General features: G+C 71.9%; 11 protein-coding genes, 3 tRNA genes and 1 pseudogene. 6 read left to right on the top strand and 9 right to left on the bottom strand.

Annotation, left to right across the window (positions count from 1 at the left end; genetic code table 11):
* Positions 1–7 precede the first annotated feature (7 nt).
* Together cmlS and BFF78_RS28775 are read left to right on the top strand one after the other, a co-directional pair.
* Positions 8–1,726: a chloramphenicol-biosynthetic FADH2-dependent halogenase CmlS gene (gene cmlS, locus BFF78_RS28780; RefSeq protein ID WP_069781062.1), complete on the top strand. Its 1,719-nt coding sequence runs from the start codon at positions 8–10 to the stop codon at positions 1,724–1,726.
* Between the two features lie 153 nt (positions 1,727–1,879).
* On the top strand, positions 1,880–2,860 hold the full coding sequence (locus BFF78_RS28775) for an aldo/keto reductase (protein WP_069781061.1): 981 nt from the start codon (positions 1,880–1,882) through the stop codon (positions 2,858–2,860).
* Between the two features lie 49 nt (positions 2,861–2,909).
* Here BFF78_RS28775 and BFF78_RS48460 read toward each other — a convergent pair.
* From BFF78_RS48460 to BFF78_RS28755, 5 genes and pseudogenes are all read right to left on the bottom strand, one after another.
* A pseudogene (locus tag BFF78_RS48460) lies at positions 2,910–3,157 on the bottom strand (IS5/IS1182 family transposase); the annotation flags it as partial.
* A 37-nt stretch (positions 3,158–3,194) separates the two neighbouring features.
* Positions 3,195–4,490, bottom strand: a complete 1,296-nt coding sequence (locus tag BFF78_RS28770; protein ID WP_079161865.1) for a TIGR02679 family protein — start codon at positions 4,488–4,490, stop codon at positions 3,195–3,197.
* Complete coding sequence (locus tag BFF78_RS28765; protein WP_079161520.1) at positions 4,487–8,641, bottom strand: TIGR02680 family protein; 4,155 nt, start codon at positions 8,639–8,641, stop codon at positions 4,487–4,489. Before BFF78_RS28765 ends, BFF78_RS28770 begins: the two co-directional genes overlap by 4 nt.
* Positions 8,638–9,864, bottom strand: coding sequence for a TIGR02678 family protein (locus BFF78_RS28760; protein WP_069781060.1), 1,227 nt, complete (start codon positions 9,862–9,864; stop codon positions 8,638–8,640). The genes BFF78_RS28765 and BFF78_RS28760 overlap by 4 nt, the downstream gene beginning before the upstream one ends.
* Positions 9,861–11,471, bottom strand: coding sequence for a TIGR02677 family protein (locus BFF78_RS28755; RefSeq protein ID WP_069781059.1), 1,611 nt, complete (start codon positions 11,469–11,471; stop codon positions 9,861–9,863). The genes BFF78_RS28760 and BFF78_RS28755 overlap by 4 nt, the downstream gene beginning before the upstream one ends.
* Before the next feature lie 121 nt (positions 11,472–11,592).
* On the opposite strand from BFF78_RS28755, the gene BFF78_RS28750 reads away from it, so the two are divergent.
* Together BFF78_RS28750 and BFF78_RS28745 are read left to right on the top strand one after the other, a co-directional pair.
* Positions 11,593–11,847, top strand: coding sequence for a type II toxin-antitoxin system VapB family antitoxin (locus BFF78_RS28750; protein WP_069781058.1), 255 nt, complete (start codon positions 11,593–11,595; stop codon positions 11,845–11,847).
* Positions 11,844–12,257, top strand: coding sequence for a PIN domain nuclease (locus BFF78_RS28745; RefSeq protein WP_069781057.1), 414 nt, complete (start codon positions 11,844–11,846; stop codon positions 12,255–12,257). Before BFF78_RS28750 ends, BFF78_RS28745 begins: the two co-directional genes overlap by 4 nt.
* A 63-nt stretch (positions 12,258–12,320) precedes the next feature.
* Here BFF78_RS28745 and BFF78_RS28740 read toward each other — a convergent pair whose 3' ends face one another.
* The 4 genes from BFF78_RS28740 to BFF78_RS28725 all read right to left on the bottom strand — a co-directional run bounded on the left by BFF78_RS28740 (position 12,321) and on the right by BFF78_RS28725 (position 14,761).
* Positions 12,321–14,003, bottom strand: a complete 1,683-nt coding sequence (locus BFF78_RS28740) for an SWIM zinc finger family protein (protein WP_227025953.1) — start codon at positions 14,001–14,003, stop codon at positions 12,321–12,323.
* Between the two features lie 353 nt (positions 14,004–14,356).
* A tRNA-Ile gene (locus BFF78_RS28735) sits at positions 14,357–14,433 on the bottom strand.
* 176 nt (positions 14,434–14,609) lie between these two features.
* Positions 14,610–14,682: transfer RNA gene (locus tag BFF78_RS28730), tRNA-Asn, on the bottom strand.
* 6 nt (positions 14,683–14,688) lie between these two features.
* Positions 14,689–14,761 (bottom strand) — tRNA-Asn (locus tag BFF78_RS28725).
* 149 nt (positions 14,762–14,910) lie between these two features.
* Between BFF78_RS28725 and BFF78_RS28720 the strand changes: the two genes are divergently transcribed.
* Together BFF78_RS28720 and BFF78_RS28715 are read left to right on the top strand one after the other, a co-directional pair.
* Positions 14,911–15,222, top strand: a complete 312-nt coding sequence (locus BFF78_RS28720) for a YtxH domain-containing protein (protein ID WP_193433553.1) — start codon at positions 14,911–14,913, stop codon at positions 15,220–15,222.
* A gap of 46 nt (positions 15,223–15,268) precedes the next feature.
* Positions 15,269–16,708 (top strand): xylulokinase, encoded by a 1,440-nt coding sequence (locus BFF78_RS28715; RefSeq protein WP_069781054.1) that lies wholly within the window; start codon positions 15,269–15,271, stop codon positions 16,706–16,708.
* Positions 16,709–16,716 lie beyond the last annotated feature (8 nt).

Raw genomic sequence — 16,716 nt, 5'->3', positions numbered from 1 at the left:
GAATGTGATGGCACGATCGAAGGTGGCGATCATCGGCGGAGGGCCGGCCGGCAGTGTCGCGGGCCTCACGCTGCACAAACTCGGCCATGACGTCACGATCTATGAACGGTCCCGCTTCCCCCGCTACCGGATCGGCGAGTCCCTGCTCCCCGGGACGATGTCGATCCTCAACCGCCTCGGCCTCCAGGAGAGGATCGACGCGCAGAACTACGTGAAGAAGCCCTCGGCGACCTTTCTCTGGGGCCAGGACCAAGCCCCCTGGACCTTCTCGTTCGCGGCCCCCAAGGTCGCACCTTGGGTCTTCGACCACGCTGTCCAGGTGAAGCGCGAGGAGTTTGACGAGCTCCTGCTCGACGAGGCCCGGCGCCGCGGGATAGCCGTCCACGAGGAGTCCCCCGTAACCGACGTCGACCTGTCCCGCCCCGACCGCGTGGTCCTGACGGTCCGTCATGGTAATGCGGACGCGGTGACCGTCGAGAGCGACTTCGTCATCGACGCGGGTGGCTCTGGTGGACCGCTCGCCCGCAAGCTGGGCGTGCGCCGATACGACGAGTTCTACCGGAACTTCGCGGTCTGGTCGTACTTCCGGCTGGAGGACCCCTTCCGGGGAGACCTGAAGGGCACCACGTACTCGATCACGTTCGAAGACGGTTGGGTCTGGATGATCCCCGTGAAGAACGACCTGTACAGCGTCGGACTGGTCGTGGACCGCTCCAAGGCCGCCGAGGTTCGGGAGCGGGGCGCCGACGAGTTCTATCGGACCACCCTCGCGAAGTGCGTCCAGGCAACGGACATCCTCGGTGGCGCGAAGCAGGTCGACGAGGTCCGTATCGTGCACGACTGGTCATACGACACCGAGGTGTTCTCCGCCGACCGCTTCTTCCTCTGCGGTGACGCCGCCTGTTTCACCGATCCGCTGTTCTCACAGGGGGTGCACCTGGCCTCGCAGTCGGCTGTCTCCGCCGCCGCGGCCATCGACCGCATCACCCGGCACGAGGACGAGAGGGACACGGTGCACGCCTGGTACAACCGGACGTACCGCGATGCCTACGAGCAGTACCACCAGTTCCTCGCCTCCTTCTACACTTTCGCCTCCTTCACCGAGCCCGACTCCGAGTTCTGGAGGAAGCGGCGGATCACCGAGTCCGACGACGAACGTCTGAGCCGCAAGCAGTGGTTCGAGAACCTGGTGAGCAACGACACGGAGGACCCCGGAGGGACCGTGGCATCGTTTCGCGACCGGGCGTCCACCATGATATCCATCGGCCGGCACCAGCGTCCGGAGCTCAGCGACGAGTTCAGCGAGGCGGAACTCAATGCTGCGCGGGTGCGCTGGATCAGCGACCTCACCAAACGACTGAACAGCATCAGCCGCTTCCGGTGGACCGGCGGCAAGGCGGTCCTCAAGCCGTACTACCGGGTCGAGCCGATCGGCTTCCGGCTGGAGCAACGGGAGGTCCTGGCCAACGAGGACGGTCTCGACATGGCCCAGTACCCGATGGACGACGAGACCCGGCAGATCTTCCAGGATCTCGCCGAGGAGGAGTTCGGCTACAAGATGCTCGTCAAGCGCCTCGGCGCCGTCGGCAGGCAGGAGTTGAGCACCCAGATCGTCCTACGGCTGATGGAGGCGGGCCTCCTCACCGGCTACGACGAGAACGGCGACAAGGTCGTCGTACAGGGCCGGCTTCACTTCGGCGGCGTTGGCGTCGAGTACGAGGTGTGACCGTCACCGCCGAGCAGGTCCGGCCGGCCGCGTGACGCGGCGATGATCGTCGCCGGGCCACCGTTCACGCCCGTCCGCCCGTCCCCCGGGGCGCGAACGGGACGGTGGCCCGGCGACCGTCCCACCCACCTACGCCCCAAGGGAGGCGGCCCGATGAGATACACAAAACTGCGGGACCTGGAAGTCTCCCGGATCGGTCTGGGAGCCATGGGCATGTCCTTCGGCTATACGGGCTCGGGAGCGGACGACGGGGAGTCCGTCCGTGCCATGCACCGGACCTTCGAACTCGGTGCGACGTTCCTCGACACCGCCGAGATCTACGGGCCGTACACCAACGAACGGCTCGTCGGCCGGGCAATCAAGGGCCGCCGCGACCAGGTGGTGCTCGCCACGAAGTTCGGACTGGTCTCCCACGCGGGCGGCGGTCCGGGGCAGTTGGACAGCAGCCCAGGGAACATTCGCACTGCCGTGGAGGGTTCGCTACGCCGACTCGGGACCGAGTACATCGATCTCTACTACCAGCACCGTGTCGACCCGCACACCCCCATCGAGGACACCGTCGGTGCCCTCGCCACGCTTGTCGCCGAAGGCAAGATCCGCCACATCGGCCTCTCCGAGGCAGGCCCCGCCACGATCCGCCGCGCCCATGCCGTCCATCCGATCACCGCGCTCCAGTCCGAGTACTCCGTGTGGACCCGTGACCCCGAGAAGACTGTGCTGCCGGTCCTGCGAGAACTGGACATCGGATTCGTAGCGTATTCGCCACTCGGCCATGGCTTCCTCACGGGCACCGTCCGCTCGACCGGGCACTTCGACGCCACCGACCTACGGGCCGACAATCCCCGCTTCACTGAGGAGAACTTCCCGCGGAACCTGCACATTGCCGATGAGATCGAGGCCGTCGCCGCAGAGGCCGGTGCCACCCCGGCGCAGATCGCCCTCGCCTGGCTGCTCGCCCGGGGAGACGATGTCGTCCCCATCCCCGGCACCCGACGGGTCACCCGCGTCGAGGAGAACACTGCGGCCGCCGATGTCCGGCTGAACCCCGAGCAGTTCGCGCGGCTCGACGCCCTGCCGCCTGCTGTGGGAGAGCACCACACGGAGGAGCAGATGCGGATGATGGACCGCTACTGACAGTGAGAATGTGACTGGTGGTTGTACTGGTGAGGCCGACTCACTTACTGACAGTGACGCGACGCTCGTAGCACCGGGCGAGACGGTGAAAGGCGTTCTGCCACGCGTGAGCGCTTTCGAGCCAACGCCGACTGGCCTGAACGGTGCCTTCTCCTTTTTGTGCGCGATGCGTCCGTGCAGTCCGCGTCCACCGAGCAGAGGGCGGGCGGTGTCCGAGTCGTAGCCGGCGTCCAAGTGCCCGGTGATGGTGCCGCGCAACGGGCCGAGGTCCGCTAGACGGTCCAGAGTTGGGGCGACTCCTCCGTCCCCTGCGTGTCCCCTGGCGCGCCCTCGCTCAGTGGCCGAGGTCGGCCAGCAGGTCGTCGAGCACTGTCTCCTCCTCGATGCGCACGCCGAGTTCGGTGAGGGCCGCGGGCAGGTCCGGGTCCCACGCGGCGGTGGTCGGCGTGCCGGTCAGGCGCGGGGCCAGTGAGGCGGCGGCGACCGCGCTGCGGTAGTCGGCGGCCGTGTAACGCCAGGGGTGCCAGGGGATGCGGCGCAGCAGGGCTGAGGCGATGCGCAGGCCGCCCCAGTCGAAGTCACCGTGGTAGCGCAACGTGCTTCCTTGGGTGTGCAGGTGGCGCAGCAGGGTGAGGGCGGCGGCCGAGGGCTGACCCTGGAGGCAGACCAAGGGCGGGCAGGCAGTGCCCAGGGCGTCGGCTGCGGTGGCCAGGACGGCCGGGTTCTCGCAGACGCGGACAACGGCGGGTGCCGTGCGTGGCGGGTGCCGGATGAGTTGCCGCAGCGTCAGGACCGCGGGTTCGCTTTCGTCGGCCGACCAGTCAAGGGCGGGGGAGCCGCGGAGACCCAGGGTCAGGACCGTGGCGGACAGGGCGTCCCTGAGGAGCCCGGCCGACGCCCATGCCTCGCGGCGCCACTCGGCTCCGCTGCCGTCCGGGAAGCCGGTCAGCGCGCGGATGCCGGACAGGACGAGGGTGGCGAGCGGGGAGCCGTCGTCGAGGGCGTGAGCGTCGCCGAAGGTGGCGCCTGAGAAGACGGGCAGGGACACGGCGGGATCGACCGGCAGCCGACGCAGGGCCTGGGCGGCGTTGTCCAGCAGGTTCTTCGCCACCTGTGGGGTGCGGGCGAGCCGGCGTACGAGGCCGTCCGAGACGACCCTCTCCGCCCAGTCGTCCAGTTGGGGCCTGTCAGTGCGGACGAGTTCATCGAGCGGCGTGTACGCCTCCCGCCAGGCGCGCTCCTCCCGCTCGCGTACGTCGGCCAGCCGAGTGACGGGTCCCGTGAGGGCGGTGACGGCGGCGCCCAGCCCGTCAGGGCTGACGCCGGAGCGGCGCAGGACGGCGTCCACGGCCTCGAGGCGAACGCTCAGCCCACGTCCTGCGCCGGGCGCGCGGCCCAGCAGCCGTTCGACGGCGGCCCGCTGCGCGGAGGTGGGGGCGGTCAGCGTGACCGAGCCGGTGAGGTGTTCGTCCCGCGCCATACGGTGGCGTACGCGGTCGATCAGCCAGGCGAGGTCGGCCCCGCCGAGCAACCGGGTCAGCCGGTCGCGGTCGACGGGTGCGGTGGGCTGCCGGGGGGTGCTCGTACACTCCCTGATGTCCTGCCGCTCGTTCGTGCCCCTCTCGCTCATGCCCACGCGGCGTCCTCGCTTCCGGCCACCTCCGGAATCGCCCGTGGACCGGTCTGCTCGGGGATGCCTCCCGTCGGGCGACCCGGTTCACTGCCCCTGCCCCGTGCGGTGCCGTCCCACTCCCAGCGGGTCACCAGGACCGCCGGGATCTCGTCGACACGGGAGAGCTGGGCGATGGCGATGCCCGGGACCTGCGGGTAGCAGGCCCATTCACGTTCGGACGTCATCACCACGTCCAGGTCGAAAGCGTGGAGCAGGCCAAGGCACTTGGCGCGGGAGTCGTCGTCGACGCCGGCGAAGGCCTCGTCCAGGGTGACCAGCCGGGGGGCGTGGGGGGCGGCCGTGGCGTAGTGGGAGGAAGCCGCGGCGAACAGCGGCACGCTCACGGCCAGGACGCGCTCGCCGCCGGAGGCGGGCCCGGTGGCGGGAACCCACTTGCCGTGCTGGTGGCGTTCGATGCCGAACTCGTGCCAGGCGCGGTAGTCGAGGGCCGCGGTGAGCACCTCCAGCCAGCTGCCCGCGGTGTCGTCGGCCTGCCGGCGGGCGATCTCGGCCTGGAGGAACTCGCCGACCGCGGCCCGGTCCTCGGCCGCCCAGGCGTCGGCGGACTGGCGCAGCCGCTCGCGAGCCTGCGTCAGACCCGTTGGCGCCTTGCGCGAGGGGCGCCAGACGAGCCGCAGTCGCATGCCGGTGGAGGTGGGCCGCTCCTTCAGTTCTTCGTTCATGGCCTGCACCTGGCGCTCGGCGGCGCCGATCAGCTCCTGCAGGGTGCCGGCGACCTCGGTCAGCAGGTGGGTTTCGAGGATCTCCCGCTCGTGCGCGGACAGGATGCGGGTCAGCTCGGCGACTTCCACGGCGAGGGCCTCGGTGAGGTCGGGGACGGCCCGGGTACGGCCCTGGTAGACGATCTCGACGACCATGCCATCCTCGGTCATCCGGGCCGAGGCGCTGTGACCGCCCCGGGATAGCGCGTCCTGGAGCTTCTTGTACTCCTCGCTGAGCCGCTTCTGCACGCGCTGCCAGGCGCCGTCGGAGTCGTCGGTGGCGGACAGGTCGCTCTCGATCGCGCGGGCGAGCGCGATGGCCGGGGTGACCGCCCAGGATCCGGTGTCCAAGGGCGGTACGGCCGTCTCGGGCAGGGCGACGGCGAGCAGCCCGGTGGCCGCGAACCGCTGGAGTGCGGCGATGGCCACGGCACGGGCCGCGGTGGCCTCGCGGACGTCCACCTCCAGGCGTTCGATATGTCCGAGTGCCAGGTGGGCGCGCCGGTCCGCGGCCGTCATGTCCTCGCGGGCCCGGCGCTGCTCGCGGTCGCACGCCGTGAGCGCGTCGGCGGTGTCGGCGAGGCGCCGCTCCAGCTCGGCCACGGCGGCGCCGACGGTGGAGCGCAGGGTGGCGTGACGCTCGTCGGCGGCGGTGGCGATGCGGGCCGCCTCCTCGGCGCGCCGGGCCAGTTCCGCCACCTTTTCCCCGGCCCGCTGGGCTTCGGCGTGCTCGTCGGCAAGGGCCCGTGCCGCGTCGGCGCGCTCGCCGAGCGCGGGCCACAGCCCGGCGAGGACGACGGTGTGGTCGCTCAGGGCCTGGCGGACGGCGGCGAGGTCCGCCCGGCCCGTGGGCAGGTTCACCGCGGCGGCGGTGTCGGCGAGTTCGGTGGTGGCCTCGGCCTCCTGCCGGGATGCCTCGCCGAGTTCGGCAGCGCGTTCGTTACGGCGGACCCGAGCCCGGTGGGCGGTGTCGGAGGCCGCGGCGGCGAGGGCGTGCGCGTGGCGCAGGCCTGCGTCGTCCGGCAGGCCGGTCAGTTCGGCGTCCAGGGTGCCGCGTCGCCGTGCGACCGTGGCGCGTTCCGCGTCGAGGCGTGCCAGGTCCTCGGTGTATGCGGCGAGTTCGCCGTGCAGGGCGGTGATACGGGCCCGGCGGGCCTCCTCGCGGGCGCCCTCACCGACGTACACGGCGACCTGCTTCGACCAGCTGCCGGTCAGCGCGCCGACGCGAAAGCGACCGTCCGCGCTCACCCAGGTGTCTCCCCCACTCTCGACTTCGCTCGAGCGGGGGGACCCCCATCCCGAGCCGAGCCCCACACCGGTCAGGAGACGGGCGACGGTCTGCTCCCCGACCGCCGCGGCCCGGGGATCGCCGTGGTCCACGGCCGGGCGGAGTACGTCGGCGAGCGTGCTGCCGGGCAGCGGGCCCGCGGGTGACAGCGGGGACAGCAGGATGTCGTGCCCGTCCGCACGCAGGGCGGTACCGTCCGGGCACACCCAGGCGTCCAGAAGCCCGGACGCCTCCAGCGCGGCCTCCAGACCCGCCTGTTCACCGGCGGTGACATGGTCCCGGAACTCGACCAGCCGCCACAGGGGCGCGCCCGGGACCTGCTCACGCAGGCCAGGGGTACGGGTGTGCGGAGCCGCCGGCCCGCGCTGGCCGCCCGCCTCCAGCTCGGCCAGCTCCCGCTCGGCCTCGGCACGCCGGGCCTTCAGGCCGGCCAGTTCCTGTCCGAGGACGGCGGCCTGATCGGCGAGGTGTGCCGCGCGTGCGCGATGGGCCTGACCGGCTGCCTCCCGTGCCGGGTACGGGCCCTGGCAGTGGGTCACCCAGTCCTGGGTCGCGTCGAGCAGCCCGGCGGCATCGGGGACGGCGAGTTCCTCGCAGGCGTCCAGGTGAGCGCGGACGCGGGCGACGAGGTCCGTGCCCGCCGCCTCGGCGGCTTCTTCCGCCTCGGCCTGCCGCCGTGCGGTGTGTCCCGCCTCGGTCTCGGCCTCGTCCAGGCGGCGAGCGGCGGAGCGCCGCTCGGCGGCGGCCCGGTCGGTGCGGTCCGCCAGTTCCTCCACATGCTCAATGGTGCGCCGTCTGCGGGCCACCGCCTCCTCGGCGGCCCGCCGCAGTTCGGCCTCCGGCGCCCCGTCGGTGCGCGGCGCTTCGTCGATGCGAGCCGCCGCGGCCGTGTCCCGGGCGCGCGCGGCCAGGTCCCGGATGCGGTCCTCGGCCGCCGCGAGGCGTCGCTCGGCCGTGCCGAGCCGGCCCAGGGCCCGGGTGTGCGCCTGGGCTGCGTCCTGGCGGTCGGCCTCGGCGCGCTTCAGATCCTCAGCACTGCGGCGCGCCTCGGCCGCCGCCTGCTCCAGCTCCCGGGCACTGCGCATCTCGGGGCCCTCGCGCAGCGCGGCCTGCTGTGCCTTCAGCCGCGTGGCCATCTCCTCCAGTTCCGCGATCCGCCCGGCCGCCGCCTCCCGGTCCGCCTCGGCCTGCTCCCGCTCGGTCCGGGCCTGGGCCAGGTCGCGGTGCAGCTGCTCGTAGCGGGCGTGCTCGCTTCGGGGCAGCCGGGCCCGGCGGCGTGCTGCGACCCGGGCGTAGCGCCGGTAGTGGTCCAGGAAGGCGGAGGCGGCCCGCTCGGCCTCGCTCGCCGCGCGCAGCTCGTCCTTCTCCTCGTCCAGGGAGCGGAACGCCTCCGCCACGTCGGCGATCACTGCCTGGTCCATCGGGGGCAGCGCCTCGGTCAGGGCACGGGACAGGGCGGCCTCGTTGGGCCGTTTCGACAGCTGCGGCTGGCGCAGCTGGATGAGCAGATCGACCAGGGCGGCGTAGCGTCGCTCGCCGAGGCCGAACAGCGCCTCGTCGACGGCCCGTCGGTACGCCGTTGCAGTGTCGTACACCATGCCGTGCCCGGCGAGAGCCTCCGCGAGCCGGTCACGCGACAGTGCGGTGCCGGTCGCGTCGAGGAGGCTGAGGTCCTGGCCGATCCGCTGGTCGGTGACGGCGTACCAGTGGCGGGCGATGCCGCGGCCCGCGACGGCCTTCAGCCCGCAGGCGAGGGTACGGAAGTGGGTCTGTCCGGTGTCGGTGTCGACGCGGCCGAACTCGATCCAGGTGTATCCGAGCCGCTCGGGGTGGGGGTGCTCCCCACCGAGCAGCAGGTTCCACTCCATGCGCTTGCCCGGGTCGGCGTCGGGCTCCACCCGGCGCGGCGACAGGTCGCCGTCCAGCAGGAACGGGAGCGTGAGGGCGAGCACCTTGGACTTGCCGGTGCCGTTGTTGCCGCGCAGCAGCAGGCGGCCGTCGCGGAACCAGAACTCCTCGGTGTCGTAGTAGAAGAGGTCGACCAGGCCGAGGCGCAGCGGCCGCCACCGGCCGGGCGTGGGCTGGGGCAGGGCCGTCACGGTCGTGGTGCCTTTCGTTGGGGGCGGCTTGAGGATTCGACGACGACGGCCTCGCCAACCGCGTACCGGGCGAGCGCGGGCAGCGGGGTCGCGCCGGCGGGTGTGCGCTTGGCCAGGCCGAGCGCGCTCAGTCTGGCCAGCGCCTGCTCGACCAGCTCACCCTCCGCGCCCGGCTGCTTGGCGCTCTTGGACCAGAACGCGCCGTGGACGGCCGCCAGTTCGCGCACGCGCAGTTCCAGTTCGGTCCGGCTCACCTCGCCGTCCGCGGCGGCGAGGTGCTCGGCGAGCAGCAGGGTGACGTGCCCGTGGGTGCCCTGTTCGGGCATGCGTACGTCGGTGAGGTCGTCGTGGGGGTCGACCATGGCGATGCCCTCGGCCCGCACCTCGGGCAACAGGCCGGTCAGTTCGCTGACGCGTGCGGTGAGGAAGGCGCGCTGGCGGGTGAGGTAGACCAGCTCGTCGTCGGTCAGCTCGTCGTAGTAGAGCACCGGGTCGTCGAGGAGTCGGCGGGTGAGCTTCTGGCGGATCGCGCGGAACCGCAGCTCGTCGCTGTCCAGGGCGCTCTCCGCGGTGAGTGCGCCCAGCCGCTCCTCGAATCCGACCGCGTCGATCAGTGACGGGCCGTGGCGGGCGGCCAGCAGCCCGGCCAGGACGCGGCGCTCCACGTCGTAGAGCACGTCGCCCGCCCCGCTGACGTAGGCATCCTCGTCCCCGGCCACCCGGCGCAGCACCCCGTACCGCAGCAGCAGCCGTACGACGGCGGCGAGGTCCAGGCGCTCGTCGCGCCGTTCCAGGGTGAACTCCACGCCGGCGGCGGCCAGATGCGGGTCGGCGGCGTCCAGCACCACCTGTTCGGCGAGGCGGCCGAGCGCGATCTGGGCCTCCCCGCGTTCCAGTGCGGCCAGCGCCAGGCACAGCAGGACATAGCGGCGGCGGGTGAACGGCACTCCGGCGCGGGACGCCTCGCGCGCCGGGTGGGTCGCGTCGGCCAGGGTCCCGGGCGTCCTGCGCAACCGCGCGGACTCCGCGTCCACCCGCAGCGACCAGCCGGTGTTGCGGTCGAACCAGTCGCGCAGCTCGGCGGCGTACCGGCGGACCAGGCGGTAGGAGTCGGCACTCGGGCCGCGGGCGAGCAGCAGCGGCTCCTTCAACAGGGCGCGGGCGGCCTTGTGGAACTCGGCGGTGCGCCGGTTGTCCAGCACCTCGCCCAGGGAAGTGGTCATCGCGCCTCCCAAGCAGGGATGTCCTGTGTGAGGTCGGTGATCTCAACGGTGTGGTCGGGGCCCCGGAACACCCCGCCCGGCGTGCGGATCTCGGCCTTCGTCCCGTCGTCGAGAGCGGTGAGGCGGATCTCCATCGTGCCGTCGTTGCTGGTCGCCGCGGTCGTGGTCGTGCCGGGCCGCCAGGTGGCCAGGGCGTCGCCGAGCAGCCGGAGGAACAGGGCGAAGGCCACCGGGTCCAGCTCGCCGAGCGCGGACAGCCGGGTGGTGCCGTCCGTGGCCAGCCGGGCGCGGGCGGCAGCGATCTCCTCCGCCTGTTTCGCGGCGAGCTCGGCCAGCTGCCGCCGCTGCTCGGAGCGGTCCTGCACTCTGCGGGGCTTGCCGCGCCGCTCGTAGCTACCGGTACGGCGCAACTGCGGGCTGATCCGCAGCGGTTCGGCCTCGGCCCAGGGGGTGGCCGGGGGTACCGGACGCGCCGCGCGGTCGGCGAGGGTATCGGCGTCGACGGTGAAATGACGGGCGGAGTAAAGGCCGAAGGCGGCGCGCCACAGCCGGTGCCGCGCGTCGTCGTCCGGGGCTTCGGCGAACCAGCGCGCCAGAGCGCGGAAGTCCGCCGACCGGTCCGAGCGCCCGGCCCGCCGCTCGTTCAGCTGCCGTACGACCGCCAGGAGTTGCGGGATCGCACCAAGTGCGCGGCTGCGCAGCAGGCGGGCCTGGGACTCGCGGCCGTCCGCCGACACGAACCAGGCGGCGAGTCCGGCCCAGCGCCCCGCCCACCGCTCGTACGCCTGCGCCTGGGCGGTGTCCGCCTCGTCCGGAGCGGCATCGGCCGCCTCCCGCGCGGCCGCCAGCCGCAGCAGCAGGCCCACCCTGTCCCGGTCCTCCAGTTCCGCGATGAGCAGGGCGATCCGGCCGCCGAGCGTGATCAGGTCCTGGATGAACCGCTCCAGGTACTGGATCAGCCGGTCCTTGTAGGCGAGGAACACCTCCACCTCGACGCCGTGCAGGTCGATGGTGCGCTGCAGCGACCCCATGAACGCCCGCGCGTTCTCCGCCAGCGCCTCGAACCGACCCGTCAGCGCGGACAGCGCGAGGTGCGCCTTGGCCGCGTCCGGCTCCTCCTCCGCGGCGAGCACGAGCAGCGCCCGCAGGTGCGTGACGATGTCGTGCAGCGCCACCGCCTGGAGTGCTCCGCGCCGCCCCAGCGCCTCGTCGTACACGGACAGCGCCTGCTCGGCGGCTTCGCCGCCCTGGGTGAGCTGATAGATGAAGCGTCTGCGGTAGAAGTCCTCGACCGCGGTGACCCGGGAGGTGTCCGGATCCGCCCGCAGATTGCCCCATCCGACGAGGCTGTCCAGCGCCTTGACGACGGCGTCGGGGCCGGCGGGGCGGTGCTCCGGCGGCAGCGCGGCGTGCACGTCCTCGGGCCGCAGATGCACCGCGAACCGCTCCTTGGCCGTCAGGAACACGCTCATCACCTGGCGGTAGAGGGTGGCGTTGGGTGCGGTGAGGTGGGCGAAGGGGGCGTACGGGGTCTCCGTGGAGGACCCCGCAGAGTGGGCGGCCTCGGCGGGGCCGACGCTGTCCGGTTCGACAGGGCGTGACGTCATCGTCCCGGCATTCTTCCCAATCGGTGCTTGCGACGGCAATCGCGGCTCCCGCCCTCAGCCCTCACTCAGACATCAAGGATCATGTATATTGATATACGACTACGTATACACAGGGGGCGCCATGAGCCGCACCGTGATCGATCTCGACGACGAGGCGCTGGAGGCCGCGGCCAAGGAACTCGGCACCACGACCAAGCGCGACACCATCAACACCGCCCTGCGGGAGGTTACGGCTCGCTACCGGCGACTGCGCGCGCTGACGGAAGCCCGCGAGCTGGTCGCCGAGGGCGCACTGGACGTGAACCTCCTCCTCGACAAGAGCACATACCGGCCGACCGGCGGGGCCGGTGTCCGTGACGCAGGAGCAGATGCGTGACCGTCGCCGACTACCTGATCGACACCTCCGCCGTCGCCCGCGTCCTGCTCGGCCGGACCACGGCCGAGTGGGACGACAGGATCGGCGCGGGACTCGTCGCCCTGTGCGACATCACCGAACTGGAAGTCCTCCACTCAGCCCGTTCGGCAGCGGATCGGGAGCGCGTGAAGCGCGCGCTGAACGCCCACTACACCTGGTGCCCCGTGCCCGACGACATCTACCGGCGCGCACGCGTCGTCCAGGAACTGCTCACCGCCAAGGGCGAGCACCGCAGTGCCGGCCCCGTCGACCTGCTGGTCGCCGCTGCCGCGGAAGAGGCGGGGCTGACACTGCTCCACTACGACCGCGACTTCGAGACGATCGCCCGTACGACCGGACAGCCGGTAAGGACGATCGATCTCAAGGACTGATCGATCTCAAGGACTGACAGACGCCGTCCAGCACGCAGTGAGCGGGCGCCGGGCCGCCCGCCTTCACAGCCCATGCCGGTCGAGGATGCTCATCAGCTTGCGCCTGCGTTTCAGTTCCGCCCGCAGGCCGGCGAGATGTGCGGTGAACGCTTCCTCGGTTCCCAGGGCACGATGGCACTCACGTGCACCCATCAGCAGCCGTGCCAGGTGCTCGTAGGCGCGGTCCCCGGTCGGCTCCTTCGATCGATCGACCAGCCGCAGGTACACGCCGAGCGCCTCGGCCGGACGTGTCTGGCGCGACAGGTCGGCGAGCTGTTCCCACTGCCGGTCGTCGGCGCGGCCGGCGGCCGTCGGCCAGGCGGCGTCCAGGTCGCCGTCGTCGAGCAACGCGTCGATCAGCAGGGGCCCGCCGTGCCGGCCGCCGCGCGCACGACGGGCGTCCTCCTCCAAGGTGGCCAGCGCCGCCGCGCGCTCAGCCTCCCAGCAGTCCGCAGCCCGGGCGGCGGAGCGCAACTGCCGGTAGGCGGCCAGGGACCGCTCGACACGGAACCGGTCCCGCCGCACCGCGACCACGTCGTCCGCCCGCCCCGCCTTCGCGTACCGGGCGCACACATGGTCGACCAGACGACCGTCGATGTGTGTTTCGGCGGCGCAGTCCCGCAGCCCCCGCTCCGCCCAGGCGAGTGCCTCGTCCGAGCGGCCCGCCGATTCCAGTTCCTCGGCGATGAGCAGATGTGTGGCGCCGGACGGGTCGAGGTCCTGCGCGTGCAGCGCGACCAGCGCGTCGGCATCGCCCTCCGCCTTGAGCAGGCGTTCCATCAGGTACCGCGCCGCCCAGCCGGACGGCCCGCGCCGGATTGCCTCGGTCGCCAGCTGCCGCATGCGGGCCAGTCCGCTCTGCCCCAGCACGTCGGCGTAGTCGAGCGGATCCAGGTCCGTCACGTCGGTCGTGTCATCGAGCACCGAGCCGGCCAGCCACTCGGCCAGCCGCTTCGGATCAGGGCGGGCGACTCGGCAGGCCTCCAGATGGGCCTCGGCCACCGCGGCAGCGGCCTGCCCGACCACCCCGTCGGAGTCGTCGGTCTCCCCGTACGCCTCCCCCAGCACCCGGAGCGCCTCCTCTGCCAGACCGACCACCTGCGCCGCCTGCCCGTCGGAGGTCAGAGCGCGCAGCGCGGCCGCCGCCTCGTCCACCTGTCGCCCATACCCCGCGGCATCCGCGTACCCGACGTACCCGTACCGGGCGAACGGCCGAGGATCGATGAGCGCGATGATCCGGCCCCGGACCGCACCGAAGTCGGAACGAGCAGCGGCGGCTCGCAGCTCCAAGCGCCGACGCAGTTCCCGGTCCTCGGCGACCTGCTCCCGCACCAGCGCCAGGAGTTCGTCACGTGACAGCGCCGAAAGCCACGCCTCCAAACCGGAAGCTCGTGCCCGCGCTTCGGCCCGCTGGCTTGGAATCACCGTCGCCCGCTGCAGCACGGTCAGCCCGACCGCAACACAGTGCTTGCAGAAGTTGCTCTCCTGCCCGTACGGGCAGTCGCACCACCCAGAGATCCCCTCGTCCCCGCCGAAGTTGAGCTCCACCTCGTAGACGTCCGTACCGTGCACCACGGCGGTGACCGAACTCTCCCCCACCTCAAGACCGTTCACCGCGTCCAGGTAACCCAGCCCCCGCTCGAACGACCGAGCCCCGGCCAGCGCCCGCAGATCGTCCTCGACGAACCCCACAACGTTCCGTGCCACACCGGCTATTCAACCGCGGAGCGGCACATCAGGGAGCCCAAAGACCCCGGTCGACCCGGATCGGCGGGACACCACCGTCGCCGGCTTGCCTCGGTGACGCTCTCCCGCCCCGTCGACCCCGACACGCGGGCGCCTGCGCACTCCGGCTCTGAAACCCCGCGTCCCCTGGCCCCGCTTCCGCGGCGACCCGCTGCCTCTGCAGCCACTGCATCACCGCAGGTCACAGCCCCAGCTGCTGACCCAGACGCACGCCGAAGTAACACCCAACGGGGTCACTCCGTCGGGTCAGGGTCCCGAATCCGGCAGCCCCAAAGTGCATTTCCGCAGTTCAGAACGTTTCTCTGACCTGCGCTTGGTGGGGCGGGTGGGACTCGAACCCACGGCCGACGGATTATGAGTCCGCTGCTCTAACCGGCTGAGCTACCGCCCCATAGCGGCGTGTCGCGTACAAGTGTGCGCGCCGTCTGCCGCAGCATAGCCGCTCATACGATCTCCTGCTTCGGATGGTCGGCTTCTGCGCTGCTCATGACCTTGAGGACATCGGCGCCGCAGCGGCGGTTCCCGCGAGCATGAAAAAGGACCCCCAAGGGGTCCTCGTTCAGTGCGCTCCCCCGACTGGACTCGAACCAGTAACCTGCCGGTTAACAGCCGGCTGCTCTGCCAATTGAGCTACGGAGGACCGAAGCTCCCCCGACTGGACTCGAACCAGTAACCTGCCGGTTAACAGCCGGCTGCTCTGCCAATTGAGCTACGGAGGATCGCCTCGTTTGCATCGAACGTACCTACCTGGGTATTCGCCAGGGGGCGCTCGCTCGCTGCGACACATACATTAGCGCAAGCAGGGGGGTGCTCCGCCAATCGGTTCCCCCGGCGCCCACGTCGCACCGCAGACCAAGGCAAAGGAAGGATGGCAGCCATGCGCTACCGGCTCACGTTCGTCGCCGGACTGGCCCTCGGTTACGTACTCGGCACGAGGGCCGGTCGCGAACGCTACGAGCAGCTGAAGAAGTCCGCTCAGCGGATCGCGCAGAACCCGGCCGTCCGCAACACGGCCGAGACCGCCGCCCAGCAGGGCCGCCGGTACGCCGGCAAGGCCTTCCACACGGTCAGCCACCGGGTCGACCGGGTCCCCGAGTCCGTGGCCCAGCGAGTGCGGTCCCTGCGGGAGCGGAACGTGAACGGCACGCCCGAGGACGACTGGGGCACGAGTAACACCTAGGCGCCCGCGGCGGTGGCAAGCGCAGGAATGCTGCAAAATTCTCCACATGGGGATAGTCGCCGGCTTGGACAGCTCACCGGACTTCACTCGCATCGTGGTCTGCGACATGGACACCGGTGCCGTACTGCGGCAGGGATACGCCCAGCATCCAGTGGAGGGCCGCCCTAGCGACGTGGACCCGCAGGCCTGGCTGCTCTCCCTCGGCGAGGCGGCCGGCGGCGGCCTGCTGGAAGGCGTGCAGGCCATCGGCGTGTCGGCCCAGCAGAACGCGCTGGTCCCGCTGGACGCCCAGGGCAACACCGTGCGCCCCGCGCTGGTCGGCGGCGACAAGCGGGCGCAGGTCGCGGCGGCGGACCTGATCGACACGCTGGGCGGCCGGGAGGCCTGGGCGCAGGCGGTGGGGTGCGTACCGTCGGCCGCGCAGCCCGTCACCAAGCTGCGCTGGCTCGCGAAGACCGAGCCGGAGAACGCCCGCAGGACGGCCGTGCTGCTCCAGGCGCACGACTGGCTGGTCTGGCAGCTGCTCGGGCGGCCCGTGCGCAGGACCACCGATCGCGGCGGCGCCTCCGGCACCGGGTACTGGTCGGCCGCGACCGGCGCCTACCGCCCCGACCTGGTCGAGCTGGCGCTCGGCCACCAGGCGATGCTGCCGGAGGTGATCGGCCCCTCGGACGCGGCCGGTACGACCCCGGAGGGGCTGCTGATCTCGGCCGGCACCGGGGAGACGATGGCCGCCGCGTTCGGGCTCGGGATCGGGCTGGGGGACGCGGTGGTGTCCCTCGGTGCCTCCGGGTCCGTGATGGCCGTGCACCCGGAAGCCCTCACCGACCAGTCCGGGATGATCACCTCCCTCGCCGACGCCACCGGCATGCACCTGCCGGTCGTCACCACCCTGAACGCCGTACGGACCCTGCGCGGCACCGCCGAACTCCTCGGGCTGCCGGACCTGGAGAGCCTGTCCGAGCTGGCGATGAAGTCCACGCCGGGCTCGCACGGACTGGTCCTGCTCCCCTATCTGGAGGGTGAGCGGACGCCGAATCTGCCGCACACCGCCGGGACGATCGCCGGTCTCAGGCGCGAGTCGATGAAGCCCGAGCACCTGGCGCGGGCCGCGTTCGAGGGCATGCTGTGCGGGCTGGGCGACGCGCTGGACGTGCTGCGCGGGCGGGGCGTGGACGTGCGGCGGATCTTCCTGCTCGGCGCGGCCGCCGAGCTGCCGGCCGTCCAGGCCTCGGCGCCCTCGCTGTTCGGCGCGCAGGTGGTCGTACCGCAGCCCGCGGACTACGCGGCGATCGGTGCGGCGCGGCAGGCGGCCTGGGCGCTCGGCGTGTCGCAGGGCACACTCGATCCACGGACCCCGCCGCTGTGGCAGGGGGCCGCGGCGCAGGTGCTGGAGCCGGGCGACGAGCTGCCCGTGGGACAGGCGGTGCGGCAGCAGTTCACGGCGGTGCGGGAACAGACCCATCCGGGGGCGTTCCGCGGGTGAGACGTAGG

The sequence above is a fragment of the Streptomyces fodineus genome, assembly GCF_001735805.1.
Lineage (GTDB): Bacteria > Actinomycetota > Actinomycetes > Streptomycetales > Streptomycetaceae > Streptomyces > Streptomyces fodineus.
Note: the sequence above shows the minus strand (reverse complement) of the source record. Positions and strands in the feature narration are given on the sequence as shown.